The organism is Pyxidicoccus sp. MSG2, from assembly GCF_026626705.1.
In the GTDB taxonomy this organism is placed as follows: Bacteria; Myxococcota; Myxococcia; order Myxococcales; family Myxococcaceae; genus Myxococcus.
This window is the reverse complement of sequence record NZ_JAPNKC010000001.1, coordinates 790951-807790: the sequence shown is the minus strand read 5'-3', so window position 1 is coordinate 807790 and position 16840 is coordinate 790951. Positions and strand designations below refer to the sequence as shown.

At 71.3% G+C, this 16840-nt stretch carries 9 protein-coding genes; 5 read left to right on the top strand and 4 right to left on the bottom strand.

What is annotated here, in order from left to right; genetic code table 11:
* Positions 1 to 2: 2 nt before the first annotated feature.
* Together OV427_RS03435 and OV427_RS03430 are read right to left on the bottom strand one after the other, a co-directional pair.
* Positions 3 to 1418, bottom strand: a complete 1416-nt coding sequence (locus OV427_RS03435; RefSeq protein WP_267854678.1) for a patatin-like phospholipase family protein — start codon at positions 1416 to 1418, stop codon at positions 3 to 5.
* Positions 1419 to 1439: 21 nt separating this feature from the next.
* Positions 1440 to 2378, bottom strand: a complete 939-nt coding sequence (locus OV427_RS03430; RefSeq protein ID WP_267854677.1) for an AAA family ATPase — start codon at positions 2376 to 2378, stop codon at positions 1440 to 1442.
* A 189-nt stretch (positions 2379 to 2567) separates the two neighbouring features.
* Between OV427_RS03430 and OV427_RS03425 the strand changes: the two genes are divergently transcribed.
* Complete coding sequence (locus tag OV427_RS03425; RefSeq protein ID WP_267854676.1) at positions 2568 to 2789, top strand: hypothetical protein; 222 nt, start codon at positions 2568 to 2570, stop codon at positions 2787 to 2789.
* Between the two features lie 202 nt (positions 2790 to 2991).
* On the opposite strand, the gene OV427_RS03420 is transcribed toward OV427_RS03425, so the two are convergent.
* Positions 2992 to 7233, bottom strand: a complete 4242-nt coding sequence (locus OV427_RS03420) for a response regulator (protein WP_267854675.1) — start codon at positions 7231 to 7233, stop codon at positions 2992 to 2994.
* A 100-nt stretch (positions 7234 to 7333) separates the two neighbouring features.
* Complete coding sequence (locus tag OV427_RS03415; protein WP_267854674.1) at positions 7334 to 10864, bottom strand: glycosyltransferase family 4 protein; 3531 nt, start codon at positions 10862 to 10864, stop codon at positions 7334 to 7336.
* 131 nt (positions 10865 to 10995) lie between these two features.
* Here OV427_RS03415 and OV427_RS03410 point away from each other — a divergent pair, with 131 nt between their 5' ends.
* The 4 genes from OV427_RS03410 to OV427_RS03395 all read left to right on the top strand — a co-directional run bounded on the left by OV427_RS03410 (position 10996) and on the right by OV427_RS03395 (position 16828).
* Entirely contained in the window at positions 10996 to 13005 is a 2010-nt protein-coding gene (locus tag OV427_RS03410) for a DUF4912 domain-containing protein (protein WP_267854673.1), read from the top strand.
* 25 nt (positions 13006 to 13030) lie between these two features.
* Positions 13031 to 14620 (top strand): glycoside hydrolase family 57 protein, encoded by a 1590-nt coding sequence (locus tag OV427_RS03405; RefSeq protein ID WP_267854672.1) that lies wholly within the window; start codon positions 13031 to 13033, stop codon positions 14618 to 14620.
* A 98-nt stretch (positions 14621 to 14718) separates the two neighbouring features.
* Entirely contained in the window at positions 14719 to 16212 is a 1494-nt protein-coding gene (locus OV427_RS03400; protein WP_267854671.1) for a trypsin-like peptidase domain-containing protein, read from the top strand.
* Positions 16213 to 16234: 22 nt separating this feature from the next.
* The gene (locus tag OV427_RS03395; protein ID WP_267854670.1) at positions 16235 to 16828 is read left to right on the top strand and encodes an SGNH/GDSL hydrolase family protein; all 594 of its coding nucleotides are present in this window, start codon (positions 16235 to 16237) and stop codon (positions 16826 to 16828) included.
* Positions 16829 to 16840 lie beyond the last annotated feature (12 nt).

The following is a 16840-nucleotide window of genomic DNA, read 5'->3' as shown; positions in this document are numbered from 1 at the left end:
CGTCACAACACGGGGGGCAGCGGGGTGAGCATGCGGCGCAGGAAGGGCATGTCCTCGGCCAGCGCCTTGCGGCCCAGGTGCAGGGCCTTCGAGGCCAGCTCCACGTTGGGCACGACTTCCAGCGGCGACAGCGTGCGGGAGAACCGCTTGATGTGGTGTGCGTAGGGCAGGTTGGGGGTCACGGTCATCGCGGCCAGCCGCTGCAGGGGCAGCCAGAAGGGCGTGGCCAGCCGGGGCGCGAAGCCGTCCAGCCCGAGGATGAGCGTGTTGCGAGTGCCGATGCGCCCGCGCGCCACGGCCTTCCACGCGGCCTTCGCGGGCAGGTTGTCCACCAGCCCTCCGTCGATGAGGCGCGCCACGCCGTGTTGCGCCAGCAGCCCGTCCAGCAGGCCGTGCATGCGCGGGTCCTCGCGCAGCACGTCGTAGTGGATGACGCCGGGCAGGGCGGAGGAGAAGCCCGCGGCGTCCAGCGCGTCGAAGTCGGCGGTGGCGTCGTCCGCGCCCAGGTGGAGGCGGACGGTGATTTCCGGGCGGGTGAACAGCTCCGCCATGGCGCCCATGGCCGCCTGGATGCGCCGGGCCACGCCCGCGGGGTTGAGCAGGCCCAGCGGGCTCGTGCCCAGCAGGCGCTCGTAGTACTCCAGCGGGCGGGGCAGCATGCCGCGGCGGATGCCACCCACGGAGATGAGCGTGGGGATGGGAAGGTCCTTGAGCCGCAGGCCACTGCCCTCGGGGCCCGCGCCGAAGAAGCGCCCCAGCCCCGCGCGCAGGAACAACCGCAGCGCGGCGGGCAGCCCGTAGCGGCTCTCCGTGGAGATGAAGCGGAAGAGCTTCCGGAACGACAGTCCCCGGACGATGTTGATCATCTCCGTGGGGTCGAAGCGCGCCATGCGCGCGCGCATGATGGCGAGGATGGCCCCCATGGACGCACCGGCAATCAGCTTCGGCTCCAGGCCGTGCTCGTCCAGAAGGCTCATGACGCCCAGGTAGACGAACGCGGTGCCTCCGCCGCCGCCCGCCACCAGCACCAGTTCCTTGTGGCGGATTTCCCGGTCCAGCGCCTCCACCGGCACCCGCTCGCGCAGCCGCTGCGCCACCGCGTCCCGGGCCCGCGCGGCGTGCTCGCGCAAGTCACGCACGTGGGGCACCAGCCTGTCGCGCGTGGGCGGGCGCGGGCCACCGAGCACGGGCGTCAGGCGCCGCTCCACCTCTTCGCGAAAAGGGGTGAGCAGCGCGCCCACGCCGACGTCCAGCCCGCCGTGCTGCACCTTGTAGAGGCGTGCCAGCGACAGCGCGGTGCGCAGGATGGCCTCCTCACGCGCGTCCAGCAGGTGCGGGGAGGCCATGGTGGCGCGCACGAGGTTGAGCTCCAGCTCCTCGAGCGGCCGATTGATCTGGAAGCGTTCCTTCAGCAGCACGGGCGGGGCGTCCCGGGTGCCTCAGGCCTGGGCAATCTGCGGGAGGTTGGCTTTGGCCTTCTCGATGTCGCCCTCGTACTTGAGGACGAGGTTGAGCGTGGAGGCCACCAGGTCCGAGGTGAGCTGCTCCGCGTTGAGCAGGGCCAGGCTCTGCGCCCAGTCCAGCGTCTCGCTGATGGAGGGCGCCTTCTTCAAGTCCAGCGTGCGGATGGCGGCGACGGCTTCCACCACCTGTTCTGCCAGCACCTGCGGGACGCCGGGCAGGCGCGACCTGACGATGCGCAGCTCGCGCTCGCGGTCCGGGAAGTCGATGTGCAGGTGCAGGCAGCGGCGCTTGAGCGCGTCCGACAGCTCGCGGGCGTTGTTGGACGTGAGGATGACGCGGGGGATGTGCTTCGCGCGGAAGGTGCCCAGCTCGGGGATGGTGACGGCGTTGTCCGACAGGACTTCGAGGAGGAAGGCCTCGAACTCCGGGTCCGCCTTGTCGATTTCGTCCACCAGCAGCAGGGCGGGGTGCTCGGAGAGCTGGGCCTTGAGGATGGGGCGCGGCAGCAGGAAGCGCTCGGAGAAGAACACCGCGTCGCTGGAGGCCAGCTTGTCCGCGGCCTCGGTCAGCGTGCGGGCGCCCTCCACCATCTCGCCAATCTTGTCCTTGAGCAGCTGGGTGTAGAGCAGCTGCTTGGCGTACTCCCACTCGTACAGCGCCTTGGCCTCGTCCAGGCCCTCGTAGCACTGGAGGCGGATGAACTCGCGGCCCAGGGCCTGGGCGAGCGCCTTGGCCAATTCCGTCTTGCCCACGCCGGCGGGGCCCTCGACGAGGATGGGCTTGTCCATCCGGTCCGCGAGGAAGGCCGCGGTGGCGATTTCGGGGGAGGAGAGGTAGCCCACCTGCTCCAGGCGCTCTTCCGCGTCCGCCACGCTGCTGAAGCCGCGGCCATCTACCGTCGAAGGGGTGCTCACGCCTGGAAACTTAACCGACGCCCTCCACCCCACTGCGGCAAAAATGCCAGGGTTCCGGCGCCCCCGCCGTGGCCCTTCTGCCTCCCTGCTCTGCAACCCGGCGTAACCACGTGTGGAAATTTTCTGCGCACCGTGGGCACACGTCGTGCATCTACACCGCGCAATTCACGAAGCAGAGAGGTCGCGGTCATGTTTTGGGCGTGGTTGAGGATGGCGATGGCGGTGGCGGTGGTGCTGTTGCCCGGGGGCTTCCCGCTCCTGCTGGCCTACATCGCGGTGCGGACGCTCCGCGCCCGGTGGCACAACGCGCAGGTGGAGGCGCACAGCCGCGGTCGCGAGGCCTCCCTCCGCGATGTGGTCGCCTCGCTCCACTTCAAGGAGCTGATCCGCGAGGCGCGCGCCGCCCTGTGACATCCACGCCCGGGTAGGGCACGGATGTCATGGTTGACCCCAAAGCCCCCGGGATTCCGGGGCACCTGATGAAACCGCCACCCCGGACCGCCCATGACGAGGCGCTCCGGGGTGAGTCGTTTTCGGGGGAGGGTGCCGGGCATCCGGCGGGTGGTGCCGGAAAGCCGCAAGGGGCGCCGGAGGGAGCTCCGGCGCCCGGGGACTACTTGTCGAGCTCGTCGACCAGGGCCGTCCAGTCGTCGTCTTCCTTCGCGACGCCGGCGGGAATCTGGATCATCACGGTGCGGTCGGTGGGCTCGGACTCCTCGACGACAGGGGCCGGGGCGGGGGCCGCGGCCTTCTTCGCGGCGGGCTTCGCCGGGGCCTTCGCGGCGGCGGGCTTCGCCGCGGCGGGCGCGGCGGCCGGGATGACCTGGTTGAGCTGCGTCCTCACGGCCAGGTCCTCCTCCTCCACGGGGGCGGGGGCGGTGGCCGCCTTCGCCGCGGCGGGCTTCGCGGGGGCCGGGGTGGCGGCGGCGGCGGGAGCCTTGCTCTTGAAGCGGGCCAGCTCCAGCTCGGCGACCTTGAGGGCCTTGCTCTTCTCCTGCACGGACTGCTGCAGGCGGGCCACTTCCTGGGTCTTGATGGCCTCGCGGCGCTCCAGCTCCGCCTTCTGCTTCGCGGAGAGGTCCTCCAGCTCCTTGAGCTGCCGCGTCTCCAGGTCCTTGCGCTCCTTCTGCGCGGTGGCGAGCCGGGCCGCGGCCTCGTTGGCCTTGCCCTCGGCGGTGGCCACGCGGGCGTTGAGCTCCTTCTCCACGCGGGCCTTGGCGCCCTGCGCGTTCTCCACCGCCAGCTCCAGGTCCTGGATCTTCTTCGTGCGCGTGGCGAGCTGCCCCTGCAGGTCCTTGGCCTTCGCCTCCGCATCGGCGGTGCGGGCCTGGGCCTCCTGGGTGAGCTGGGCGACGCGCTGCTCGGCCTTGGCCAGCTTCGCGGCCAGGTCGTCCGCCGACTTCTTCGCCTCTGTGCGCTCCTGGGCCGCCTGCTGGGCCTGCTGCTGGAGCTTCGCCTCGGACTGCTGGAGGCGGGTGGTCAGCTCGTTGCGCTCGGCGGTCAGCTTCTGGTGGGCGGTGCCCGCGGCGCGCAGCTGCTCCTCGCGGTCGGCGAGGGCCTTCTTGCCCAGCTCCAGCTGGTTGTTGAGGCCGGCCATCTGCTGGCCGAGCGCGTCGGCCTGACGCTTCGACTCGGCGGCCTGCGTCTGGAGCTTTGCCTCCATCGCCTTGAGCTGCTCGGTCCGGGTGGCCACCTCGCGGTTGAGCACCTCGGCCTGACGCATCTTCTCCTGCGTCACCTGGGTGAGCTTGCGGAGCGTGTCGGACAGCTCCTTGCCCTTGCTGGCCAGGTCGTTCTGGAGCAGCTCCTCCTTGCGCTGCGACTCCTCGGTGAGCGCGTGCAGCCGCTCCTCGAGGGTGCCGCGCGCATCCTCCACCTGTGCCAGCTGCGAGGACAGCCGCGTCACCTCGGCGACGGCGGCGCCCAGCTCATGCTTGGTGAGCGTGAGCTGCTCGCCCAGGTCCTCGCCCTGGTTGCGCGCCTCGTTGAGCTGCGACTCCAGCGCGGACTGGGCGCTGGCCGCGGCCTGCCGCGTGGCGGTGTGGGCCTGCTGCTCCTTGCCCAGCGCATCGCGGGTGGAGGCGAGCTGGCCCTGCGTCTGCTCCAGCGTCTGGCTGGTGGCCTCCAGCTCCTGGCGAAGCCCGTCGCGCTCGCCCGTGAGGTCCTGGATGTGCGCGCTCGTCTCGGCGGCCAGCTTCTCGTGGGCGGCGCGCTCGGCCTCGTAGTGGCCCTGCGTCTCGGACAGCTCGCCGCGCAGCTGGCCAATCTGGCCGGTGAGCTGGTCCTCCAGCGCGTCCTTCGCCACGCCCAGGGCCTGCAGCTCCGCGGTGCGCTGGTCGCGCTCGCGGGTGGTGCGGGCCAGGGTGTCGTTCGTCTCCTGGAGCGCGCCGCGCGTCTCCTCCAGCTCGGCCTGGAGCGCGTCGCGCTGGCCGGTGGTGGTGGCGAGCTGCTCGCGCGTGTCCTCCAGCGCGGACTGCGTCTGCGTCAGCGTCTGGCTGGTGGCCTCCAGCTCGCCGCGCGTCTCCGCCAGCGAGCCCTCCGTCTGGGCCAGCCGCGCCTGCGTGTCCGCGAGCGTCGCTTCCGTGGAGGAGAGGGTGTCCTGCGTCTGCGCGAGCGTCTGGCTGGTGGCCTCCAGCTCGCCGCGGGTGTTGGACAGGGCCTCTTCCGTCTGGGAGAGGCGTGCCTGCGTGTCCGCCAGCGTCTGGGAGGTGGCCTCCAGCTCGCCGCGCGTCTCGGAGAGCGTCTCCTCGGTGCGGGCCAGCGTGCCCTGCGTCTCGGAGAGGGTGGCCTCCGTGCGCGACAGCGTGTCCTGCGTCTGCGCGAGCGTCTGGCTCGTGGCCTCCAGGTTGCCGCTCAGCTCGGCGATGCGCTCGTCGCGCGTCGCCACGTCGCCTTGCAGGCCCTCGATGGTGGCCTCGCGCTGGGCGACGGTGTCCTCCAGCGATGCCACGCGCGCGGTGAGCTGCTCGCCCGTGTTCTGCGACTGCTCGAGCTGCTGGGTGAGCGCCTGGATCTGGCCGGTGAGGTCCGCCTCCAGCTCGGCCTTGGCGGAGCGCAGCTCCTCCAACTGCTGGGAGAGGTCCTGCTCCAGGGCGTCCTTGGCCTGGTTGAGCGCCTGGAGGCGGTCGGTGAGGTCCGTCTCCAGCTCGTCCCTGGCCTGCTGCAGGGCCTGCAGCTCGGCGGAGAGCTCCGCCTCGCGGTCCGCCAGGTGCGTCTTGACGGACTCGACCTCGCCCTCCAGCTCGCCGATGCGCTCCAGGTGCTGCTGGATGTTGGCGTTGAGCTCCGCCTCGCTCTGCTCGTTGCGGGCGATGGTCTCCGACAGCTCGCGCTCGAGGGTGCCAATCTTCGCGTCGCGGTCCTCGACGCGCTGGGTGAGCTCGGTCTCCTGGGCGTCCTTGTCCAGCCGGAGCTGGTCACGCTCGCTGGTGGTGCGCGCGAGGTCGCCTTCCAGGTCGGCCACCTGCTGCGTGAGGCGGGCCTCCAGGGCCTCGCGCTCGGCGTTGAGCCGGACGATTTCGGCGTCCGCCTGGGTGCCGTGCTCCTCGGCGGCGGTGGCGCGCGCCTCCAGGGCGCGGACGGTGCTGTCGCGCTCCTGCTCCGTCTCCTGGAGCCGGTCCTGGAGCGCCTGAATCTCTCCGCTCAGCTCTGCGTAGCGCGCGTCGCGCTCGCTGACGGTGCGGGCCAGCTCGGCCTCGAAGTCGTCACCGCGCTTGCCCAGGCGGGCGACTTCCGCCTCGTGGGCGCGGAGGGAGTCCTGGAGCTTCTGCTCCTTGACCTCGAACTCCAGCGTGACGACGCCGAGGTGCTTCTCCAGCTTGTCGTACTCGCCGCGGAGGTTCTCCAGCTCGGAGACGCGGCGCTCCAGCTCGTCCTCGCGGTTGTGGACCTCCTTGCGAAGGACGTTGATGTCCTTCTCCTTGGAGGCCACGACCTCGATGAGGTCCTTCTCCGAGGAGAACTTCTGGAGGAGCAGGTCGTCCACGGCGGCGCCGTGCTCGCGCTCCTTCTGGAGCATGCCCTGCTGGGCCTCGTTGAAGCGGCGGAGCAGGTCGTCCACCTGCATCTTCAGCCCTTGCAGCTCCACGTCCTTCTCGTGGAGCCGGTCCTCGCCGGAGAGGAGCTCGCGCTCGCGCACGCTCCAGATTTCGGAGAGGCGGGCGAGCTGGGCCTCGCGCGTCTTCAGCTCGTCGCGGAGGATTTGAATCTTGCCTTCCGGCGTGCCCATCAGCTCGCGCCGCGGGGGCGGGCGCTTGAGCTGGCGGGACTCGGCGAGCAGCTCCGCCTTGCGGTCGGCGATGGACTGGAAGGCACGGTCGAGGAAGGCGCGGTCCTCGTCCGTCATCGCGCTGCGGCGCTCGCGCTTGGGCAGCTTGGGCGGGCCACCGGCGCTGGTGCGCATGGGGGGCGGCATGGGCGGCGGCGCCTCACGGGGCGTGCCGTTGAGCGCCGCGTCGAGCGAGGCGTCCGATTCGTCCGTGCCCGGCGGGATGATGCCGTAGCTCATGGACGCGAGCTCTCCCATCTCGAAGGGGATGACGAGGTAGCCGTCCGCGGCGCCCGGCGTCTGCCGGTGCTGCGTCAGGCCATCCACTCCCGTGTCGGAGGAGAGCAGGAGGACCTTGAGGTTCTGTCCCCACTTGCCCTTCTTGATCTGCCCACAGAGAACGAAGCCGGACTGATCCGGCAGCTCGGCGCGCAGGACGACCAGATCCGGCCGACGCTTTTCCAGCTCACGCTGCGCGTCAGACGCAGTCGCCGCCATGGCCGTCTGATACCCCGCGCTCTTGAGCACGGTGGCCATGCTGAGGGCGAACTCGTTCTGGCTTTCGACGATGAGGACCCGACGCTCCATGAAGCCCTTCTGACCCGGAAAAAGTGCAGTGAAAACCGCAGCATCCTATCGGGCGCGTGCAAGCCTTGGAAAGTTTATGGGTGGCGCTCGGTTGGCTGCTTCACGAGCTCTTGCCGCGACCGACGCCCGGGGAGGTACGTACGGCCGGGGGGACGCGGGAGGGGCTGGTGTCCTCGTCCCGACCGGGGAACGTGGTCGGTGGCGTGTGGCGGTCGAAACGGATGCCGTCCGGCGGACAGTACCCGTGAGCGAGCTGGGCGAACCACGGGTTGAGTGCCGAGGGGACGGGCTCCGGCGCGGCGCCCTCGTCCTCGGGTTCCGACGCGGGCTCGGCCTCCACCTCGTGCAGCTCCGCGTCCTCGAGCAGGCGGGCGCCGTTGGCCACGGAGACCTCGGCTTCCTCCACTTCGTCGCTGCTGATCTCGTCCGGCTCGTCGAGACGTGGGCGCGAGTGCGCGGGAGTCGGAGAGGTGTCGGAGCCGTCGTCGATGGACTGGGCTTCGTCCGGGGAGATTTCCTCGGGTTCGTCCTCGGAGGAGGCGGACGCGGGGAGGGAGGCCTTCAGCGATGGGGGCGCCGGGCGCGAGGCCTGTACGTCCACGGGGGCGAGGCGGGGCGGGCCCTCGGCCATCAGCCGGGGCGGCCGCTGGCGGGGGACGGGGGGCGGCGCGGTGGCACGGGGTGGCAGCGCGGGCGGGCGCTCCGGCTCAGAGGGGGTGGTGCCTCCGCGGATGGACGGGGGGCGGTCCTGATCAGCGGCGGGGAGGCCTCCGCGAATCGGCGGGGCACGGTCCTGATCAGCGCCGGCCGTGTTTCCACGGATCGGCGCCAGGCGGTCCGCGTCCGAGGAACCGGGGCGCAGGACGGGGAGCGGGCGCTCGACGTCGGAGGAGGCGGCGCCTCCGCGGATCATCGGAGGCAGCCCGGACTCAGAGGGCGCGGTGCCCGGCCGCAGCACCGGGGGAGGGCGCTCGGCCTCGGAGGAGGGGGTGCCTCCGCGAATCATTGGAGGCAGTCCCGAGTCGTGGGACGCGGAGCCCGAGCGCGGCACCTGGGGAATCACGAGCTCCGAGGTCTGCGGGCCCGAGCGCAGCACCGGCGGGAGCGCGGTCTCCGAGGTCGGAGGCCCCGAGCGCAGCACCGGCGGGAGCGCGGTCTCCGAGGTCTGCGGGCCCGAGCGGACCACTGGGGGCAGCCCGGTTTCCGAAGGCGAGGAGCCCGGACGAACCACCGGGGGCAGCCCCGGCTCGGAGGTGGGCGAGCCCGGACGAACCACCGGGGGCAGTCCGGTCTCGGAGGTGGGTGAGCCCGAGCGGGGCGCGGAGGGCGCACGCTCGGACTCGGTGGCCGAGGTGCCTCGGGCCGGCGTGGAGAGCGCGGACATGCGCCGCGAGGGCGTCTCCACGCGGGCCGACGTGCTGCGCCCACCACTCAGTGAGCGTGATGCGCCGCCGGGCGCTGGCGGCTCGTCCTTCCGGTTCGCGGTGCCGGAGTCGCGTCCCGCCGAGGACGGCGCGAACGCCTCGTCACGCATGAACAGCGCCGCGGGCACCTTGACGATGGGCGTCGGGGCCGGCGGCTCGTCGCGGTCGGACGTGGCGGGCGTGCGGCCGCCGGAGGCAGCACCCGGGGACTCCTCACGAAGGCCCGCGCCAGAAACCCGGGGCGAGAAAGGCTCCTCGCGGTCCGCCGCCACGGGGGCGCGGACGACAGGCGTGGGAGCGGGAGGCTCCTCTGCTTCGACCCTGGACGGCGCACGGATGATAGGCGTGGGAGCGGGAGGCTCCTCTGCATCGGCCCTGGACGGCGCGCGGACGATAGGTGTGGGAGCGGGAGGCTCCTCTGCATCGGCCCTGGACGGCGCGCGGACGACGGGCGTGGGCGAGGGAGGCTCCTCCGCATCCTGGGCGACCGGAGCGCGCACGACAGGCGTGGGCGCCGGGGGCTCCTCCCTGTCAGCGGTGCTGGAGCCCCGGACGATGGGCGTCGGAGTCGGCGTCGGCGCGGGCGGCTCCTCCACGAGCGAGGGCGACGTGGCCTTCCCCGGAGGGGAGTACCTCAGCGACACCGGTCCGCCGGACTCCGTGCCCGCACGGCTCGAAGTGGGAAGCGCCGGATCCACGATGACGGAGGCGGGCGAGGCGCTCTCAGCTCCCTTGCCCTTCGCGGAGCTCTCGCGCAGGGGCAGGCCCATCACCACGGGAGGCTCGGAGGGCTGCGACTCCAGCTCCGTCTTGATGAGGCGCGTGTCGAGCCCCTCGTCCAGCACCTGGCCCATGACCAGCGGCACGTCCTCGCCCGTCGGCTCGGAGCTGCCAGCCTGCGCGGCCTCCGGCTTCGACGCTTCCTTCCTGGGCGTCGGTTCCGGCGGCAGCAGGGCCGCGAGCCGGTTGGTGGGCGTGCCCGTCACCGTGGTGGGAGCGGGCAGGTCGTCCTCGCTCCGGGGCGCCACCGATGCCGACCGCTTCTCCAGGAGCGAGTCGTAGAGGTCCAGGAGCCTGCCGCGGATGAGGCCCGCGTCGAGCACCTGCTCCGCATGCGCGCGCGCCCGGCGTCCCAGCTCCATGCGGCGGGGAACGTCACGCGCCAGGTCGACGATGTGGTTCGCGAGGGCCTGCGTGTCTCCAGGCGGGAAGAAGAGGGCCGCGCTCTGGGGAATGAGCTCGCGGGTGACGGGCAGGTCCGCGGCGATGACGGGGCGGCCGGCGGCACAGTACTCGGACACCTTCGCCAGGGGACCGCCCTGCAGCCGGTTGCGCTCCACGTCGTCCAGGGGGAGCACGCCCACGTCCGCCAGCGCGAGCACCTTGGCCACGTCGTCGTGGAGGACGGGCGCCTGGAACTCCACCCGCTCCTTCAGCCCCAGCTCCTTCACCAGGTCATCCAGGTGCGGCTGCCAGTCCGCGTGCTGCGCGCCCACCAGGGTGAGCCGCACGTCCGCGCGTTGGGCCGCGAGCGCCACCGCGCGCAGCAGCGTGGGCAGGCCCTGCCACCCCACCTGGCTGCCCAGGTACATCAGCCGCAGCGGCTGCCCATCCGGCGCGCCCATCGCCTCGGGCTCGTAGGCCTTGAGGTCCACCGGCGCGCGGACCACGTGGATGAGGTCGTCGCTCGCCCCGAGCGACTGGATGTACGAGCGCGTCGTCTGCGAGCCGGTGATGATGAGGTCCGCGTTCATCAGGCAGAACAGCTCCTGCCTGCGAATCTTGGAGAGGAAGCGCCGGTCCCCTTCCGTCTGCGGGTGCGTGTAGCGCAGCTCCTGGGACGGGAAGGTCTGCGCCTCGTAGACGAGCCGGTGGCCGTAGTCCGCCTTCAGCTCGCACAGCGCATAGCCGCCGAAGGGGTCGGTGAAGTGGGCGAGCGCGTACTCCTCGCTCTCCAACTGGCGGCGCACGGCGCGCTCGAAGGCCTGGATGCGCGAGGCCAGGTCGCCCGAGCCTACCGGCACCCGCAGCAGGCGGGCGCCCTGGTACTTCTCGATATGGGAGTGGTCAGGTGTCTTCGCCGACAGCACCACCACGGAGAAGCGGTCTGGAAGCGCCTTGAGGTACTCCGTGACACGGCGCGACGAGCCCGACGGACCGGGGATGACGTCGAAACTGCACAGGAGCAGTCTGGGCAGGTCGCTCAAGCGTGGGCAGGATACTTGGCCCCATCCTGGGTGTCATCGGGCGATGCAGGGGAGGGGGGGTCGGGCGACGAACACATGAAATGCTGGCACGTTGACCCTCCACTGCCAGCGACCTAAAGGCGACCTTGCCTATGGACGACCTCAAGAGTGTAACCGTCAGCCATCTGAGAGAGCTGGCCCAGAAGCACCTGGGGAGCGGTTACAGCAAGTTGAAGAAGGAGGAGCTCATCGCGGCGCTCGCCGCGTACGTCCCCGCCCTGGCGAAGCTCGCTCGCCTGGTGGGTATCACCGTGGCGCGCAAAAGTTCCGCCACCAAGGCTCCTGCTCCCGCGAAGGCCGCGGCCGCGAAGGCCAAGGAGTCCCCCAAGGACAGGAAGGCCCGGGAGTCCAAGACTCCTGCCAGGGGCGTGAAGGTGCCGAAGGCGCCCGCCCGGGAGAGCAGGCAGGCTGCCAGGGAGGCGAGCGCTTCCAAGGCCTCCACGCGGGGGCAGAAGGTGGCGGTAGAGGAGAAGCGTGCTCCGGCGAAGGCGAAGCCAGCCGAGAAGATGGGCCAGGGCCGCGTGTCCGCGCCCAAGCGGGTGGCGGCCAAGCGAGCGTCGGAGAAGCCGGGTGACGCCCCGCCGGCGCGCCCCGCCCAGGTGGTGACGTTCCCGCCGAAGCCTCGCGTCCCCCGCGAGCCGGCGACGCCCACGGCTTCCTCGCCGGTCTCCGCGTCCTCCGGAGACACGGGGGCTCCTCCTGAAAGCACCCCGGCGTCGTCGCCTGAAGTCCCCGCCGCCGCGCCCGTTGCGCCGCCGCCTCCTCCCGCGCAGCACGACGCGGAACCGGTGCTCGAAGGCTTCTTCGTGGCGCGCGTCATGGGGCCGGACGAGGCACGCCGGCACCATCTGGTGGACGCGTCGTCTCACCCGCCGCCTTCACCGGAGGACGACGAGGGGCTGGGCGAGTTGCCAGCGGGCTACGAGGACGACGGCGCGTTGCTGCTGCCGAGGGATCCGCAGACGCTCTTCGTCTCGTGGGACTTCAGTACGGCCGCTCGGGCCCGGGCGCTGCAGGGGCTGGATGCTCCGCGTGCCGTGCTGCGCGTGTTCGACGGGGAGAAGATGGCGCGCGAGCTGGACTGCGCGCTCGAGTCCCGGAGCTTCTACATCCACGGCCTGGAGCCGGGCCGGCACTACCGTGTGGAGGCGCACTTCATCGGAAGGGATGGCCGCAGTCGCCGTATCGGTCACTCCAGCAGCCGGGTTGCGTTACCGCCCAGCGGCACGTCCACGGACACTTCGATTCGTTTCCTCCGCGTGCCTCAGCGCATGCCCGAGCCGCAGCCCCTGCCGGAGGTGGTGCCGCCGGTGCGCACCCGGGCGCAGGAGGCCGAGGAGCGCGAGTACATCACCTGGCGCCGTGTGAATCTGCCGGGCAGCGGAGGCGTGCGGGACATCCCCGAGTCGCACCGTGAGCGGACCGTTTCCGCCGAGCAGCCCGAGTCCCATCTCGAAGCGCCACCGCGAGCGCCGGGGGCCTCGGACGTGCGTTACATGGAGGCTCGGGAGCGCGTCCCGGGTGCTTCGGACATGCGCTACGTGGAGTCCACGGAGCGCGCGCCGGGAGCGTCGGACCAGCGGTATCTGGAGGCGCCGGGTCGGGCTCCGGGGGCATCGGAGCAACGCTATCTGGAGGGCCGTACGCAGCCGCGCGAGCGTCAGTACCTCGACGTGGGGCGCGCGCCGGGTGCTTCGGACATGCGCTACCTGGAGTCACCGGGCCGTGCGCCCGGGGCTTCCGACCAGCGCTATCTGGGGGGCTCTCAGCCAGCCGGTGGTGCCCGGCCTCATCAATACCTCGAGGTGGGCCGTGCGCCGGGTGCTTCGGACATGCGCTACCTGGAGTCACCGGGCCGTGCGCCGGGGGCCTCGGACATGCGCTACCTCGAATCTCCTCCGCGTGCGCCGGGCGCTTCCGACATGCGCTACTTGGACTCTCCTCCACGCGCACCGGGTGCTTCCGACATGCGCTACCTGGAACACGTAGCCCGTCCGTCAGGTGCATCGGAGCCGCGCCCCACCGAATCCGCGCAGCGTCCTCCGGGTTCCCCGGAGGAGCCTCTTCCCCGGAAGCCGCCTTCGGGCAGCGGCCGCTCGTGAACCCGCACGGACACTTCGAACGCTTATGAGCCTGGGCTCTCTCGCGCTGGTCCTCCACGCGCACCTTCCCTTCGTCCGACACCCCGAGCACGAGGATTTCCTCGAGGAGGACTGGCTCTACGAAGCCATCTCCGAGACGTACCTCCCGCTGCTCCTCGTCTTCGACAAGCTGGCCGAGGACGGCGTCCCCTTCCGTCTGACGATGACGCTGTCCCCCACGCTCGTCGCCATGCTGCGGGACGAGCTGCTCATGTCGCGCTACGCGCGCCGGCTGGACCAACTCTGCGAGCTGGGCGCGCGCGAGGTCCACCGCACCCGGAACGACGCCACCTTCGGCCCGCTGGCCCGCTTCCACCGCGACCATTTCGAGTCGCTGCGCCGCGCCTTCCACGACCGCTACAAGCGCGAGCTCGTCACCGCCTTCCGCCGCCTCCAGGACGCGGGTTTCCTGGACATCATCACCTGCAACGCCACGCACGGCTTCCTGCCGCTCATGCAGCAGGTGCCCGAGGCCGTGCGCGCACAGGTGACGGTGGCCGCCAACCACTACCGGCAGAACTTCGGGAGAGACCCGGCGGGCATCTGGCTGGCCGAGTGCGGCTACTACCCCGGGCTGGAGCGCGTGCTGGCCAACGAGCGCATCCGCTACTTCTTCGTGGACACGCACGGCCTCACGGACGCCACACCGCGCCCGCTGCACGGACCCTATGCGCCCATCTTCACGGAAACGGGCGTGGCCGCATATGCGAGAGACCCGGAGAGCAGCCAGCAGGTGTGGAGCACCGAGTTCGGCTATCCCGGTGACGGGGACTACCGCGAGTTCTACCGGGACATCGGCTGGGACCTGGACCTGGACTACATCCGCCCGTTCATCCAGCCCACCGGCGACCGCAAGAACACCGGCTTCAAGTACTTCCGCATCACCGGCAAGACGCACGACAAGCAGCCCTACAACCCGGCCGCCGCCCGCGAGCGCGCCGCCATCCACGCCGGCAACTTCCTCTTCAATCGCGAGCGGCAGATAGAGCACCTCGCCTCACGCCTGGGGGGACGCAAGCCCGTCGTCGTGGCTCCCTACGATGCGGAGCTGTTCGGCCACTGGTGGTTCGAGGGGCCCATGTTCCTCGACTTCCTCATCCGCAAGGCCGCGTATGACCAGAAGACCTTCCGCCTGGTGACGCCCTCGGACGACCTGCGGGAGAACCCGGAGAACCAGGTGGCCACGCCGCCGCTGTCCTCGTGGGGCGCGGGCGGCTACGCGAACATGTGGCTCGACGGGGCCAATGATTGGATCTACCGCCACCTGCACCACTGCGCGAAGCAGATGGTGGAGCTGGCCCGCGACTTCCCCGACGCCGACTCCCTGAAGCGCCGTGCGCTCAACCAGGCCGCGCGTGAGCTGCTGCTCGCCCAGTCCTCCGACTGGGCCTTCATCATGAAGACGGGCACCATGGTGGAGTACGCCCGGCGCCGCACGCGCGAGCACGTCCTCCGCTTCCAGCGCCTTCACGACGAGCTGCGCGCCGACACCATCGACGAGGGTTGGCTCACCCAGGTGGAGGGCCGCGACAACCTCTTCCCGGAGCTGGACTACCGCGTCTACCGGCCCGGCTGAGTGCTCCGGGAACAGGCGGGGCGGCGGGGTGTTTCCTTCTCGTCCCAGGGCTCCATTTCGCTTGCGGTGAGTCTTTTCCGCTTTAGCTAGGAGTACATATGAACCGTTCTCCCGTCGCTCCCCGGAGGGCCCTGGTCGCGGCGCTCCTGCTCGTGCTGCCCGGCGTTGCTCTCGCCCAGGCTCCGGCGCCCCAGCCGGCCCCGCCTCCACCGGCGGCCCAGGCGGCTCCGGTGCCCGGGGGCAATCCGCTCCAGCCCGCCACGCGCGAGGCGCAGGCGCTGCCGTCGCTGGCGCCGCTGGTGGAGTCCGTGAAGTCCGCGGTGGTCAACGTGGACGTGCAGGCGCGCGGCGGTGGCGGACCTCAGGGCATGGAGGACAACCCGTTCTTCGACCGCTTCTTCGGCGGAGGGCGGGGCGGGCAGCAGCGGGAGCCGCTCCGTCAAGGCGCGGGCTCCGGCTTCATCATCGACCCCAAGGGCGTCATCCTCACCAACAACCACGTGGTGCAGGACGCGGTCTCCATCACCGTGCGGTTGGACGACGGGCGCACCTTCTCCGGCGACGTGCTGGGCAGGGATCCGCTCACCGACGTGGCGCTGGTGAAGCTGAAGGAGAAGGTGGAGGGGCTGCCCACGGTGAAGCTGGGCGACTCGGACGCGCTGCGCGTGGGTGACTGGGTGGTGGCCATCGGCAACCCGTTCGGCCTGGCCTCCAGCGTGAGCCTCGGCATCGTCTCCGCGCGGGCGCGTGAGATTGGCGCCAGCCCGTATGACGAGTTCCTCCAGACGGACGCGGCCATCAACCCCGGCAACTCCGGCGGCCCGCTCTTCAACATGAAGGGCGAAGTGGTGGGCATCAACACCGCCATCGTCGGCGGCGGCACGGGCATCGGCTTCGCGGTGCCCAGCAACCTCATCCACGCACTGCTGCCGCAATTGGAGAAGGAGGGCGCCGTCACCCGCGCGTGGCTGGGCGTGGGCATCCAGGACCTGACGCGGGACCTGGCCGGCGCGCTCAAGCTGCAGGTGACGGCCGGTGCCATCCTCACCCAGGTCAACCCGGGCTCGCCCGCGGCGAAGGCCGGGCTGAAGACGGACGACGTCGTCACCGCCATCGACGGGAGGAATGTCTCCTCCAGCAGCGAGCTGACGCGCACGGTGGCGCTCAAGCGCCCGGGCAGCGTCTCCACGCTGACCGTGTACCGCGACGGCAAGAAGCAGGACGTGAAGGTGACGCTGGGCACGCGGCCGGACCTGGAGGGCGTGGCCTCCAAGCAGCCGCGCGAGGGCGACGCGCAGGAGAGCTCGCGCCGCGTGGGCGTCAGCCTGCAGAACCTGGACGCGCGCACCGCGCAGCAGGCGGGCTTCACCGACCGCCAGGGCGCGCTCATCACCGACGTGTTGCCCGGCTCGCCCGCGGACCGCGCGAACCTGGAGCCCGGCATGCTGGTGGTGGAGGTGAACCGCAAGCCGGTGAACAGCGCCGAGGAATTGGCGAAGGTCATCAAGGGCGCGCAGTCCGGCAGCACGCTGCTGTTGCGCGTCGCCGCGCCGGGGGGCAATCGCTCCCTGCGCGCCCTGCGGGTGCCGTGAGGCGGACGGGAAGCGGAGCGGCATGAGCGTCAACTACGTCGCCCTCGGCGACAGCACGGCGGTGGGCGTGGGGGCGGCGCGTGGCGGGGGCTACCCCGAGCGCCTCGCCTCCCGGCTTCGGAGTGACGGGCTCCCGGTGGGCCTCACCAACCTGGGGCAGAGCGGGGCCCGCATCCGCGACGTCTTCACGGGGCAGGTGAAGCGCGCGGTGGCCGCGCAGCCCACGCTGGTGACACTGGGGGTGGGCACCAACGACCTCTGGCGCGGCACCTCGGTGGAGGACTTCCAGGAGGAACTGGACCGCATCGCCCGCCGGCTGAAACAGACGGGCGCGCCGCTGGTGGTGGTGAACATCGCGGACATGGCCCTGGCGCCGGTGGCGAAGCTGGTGCCGAGCTCCCTCTACGAGGGCCGCATCGAGCCCTTCAACGCCGCCATGGCCGAGGTGGCCCGTGCGCACGGCCTGCACCTGGTGGACCTGTACACGGCCAGCAAGGAGATGATCCCCCAGCGCCCGCAGTTCTTCTGTCACGACGGCTTCCACCCGTCCGACGAGGGGTACGAGGAGTGGGCGGACCTGCTGCTGCCCACGGTGCGCACGCTGGTGTCGCGCTGAGCTGACGGCGCG

Excerpts from the sequence above, each read along its gene's own strand:
- OV427_RS03400 (WP_267854671.1), top strand. The coding sequence starts at position 14,719 with ATGAACCGTTCTCCCGTCGCTCCCCGGAGGGCCCTGGTCGCGGCGCTC.
- OV427_RS03410 (WP_267854673.1), top strand. The coding sequence starts at position 10,996 with ATGGACGACCTCAAGAGTGTAACCGTCAGCCATCTGAGAGAGCTGGCC.
- OV427_RS03395 (WP_267854670.1), top strand. The coding sequence starts at position 16,235 with ATGAGCGTCAACTACGTCGCCCTCGGCGACAGCACGGCGGTGGGCGTG.
- OV427_RS03425 (WP_267854676.1), top strand. The coding sequence starts at position 2,568 with ATGTTTTGGGCGTGGTTGAGGATGGCGATGGCGGTGGCGGTGGTGCTG.
- OV427_RS03420 (WP_267854675.1), bottom strand. The coding sequence starts at position 7,233 with ATGGAGCGTCGGGTCCTCATCGTCGAAAGCCAGAACGAGTTCGCCCTC.
- OV427_RS03405 (WP_267854672.1), top strand. The coding sequence starts at position 13,031 with ATGAGCCTGGGCTCTCTCGCGCTGGTCCTCCACGCGCACCTTCCCTTC.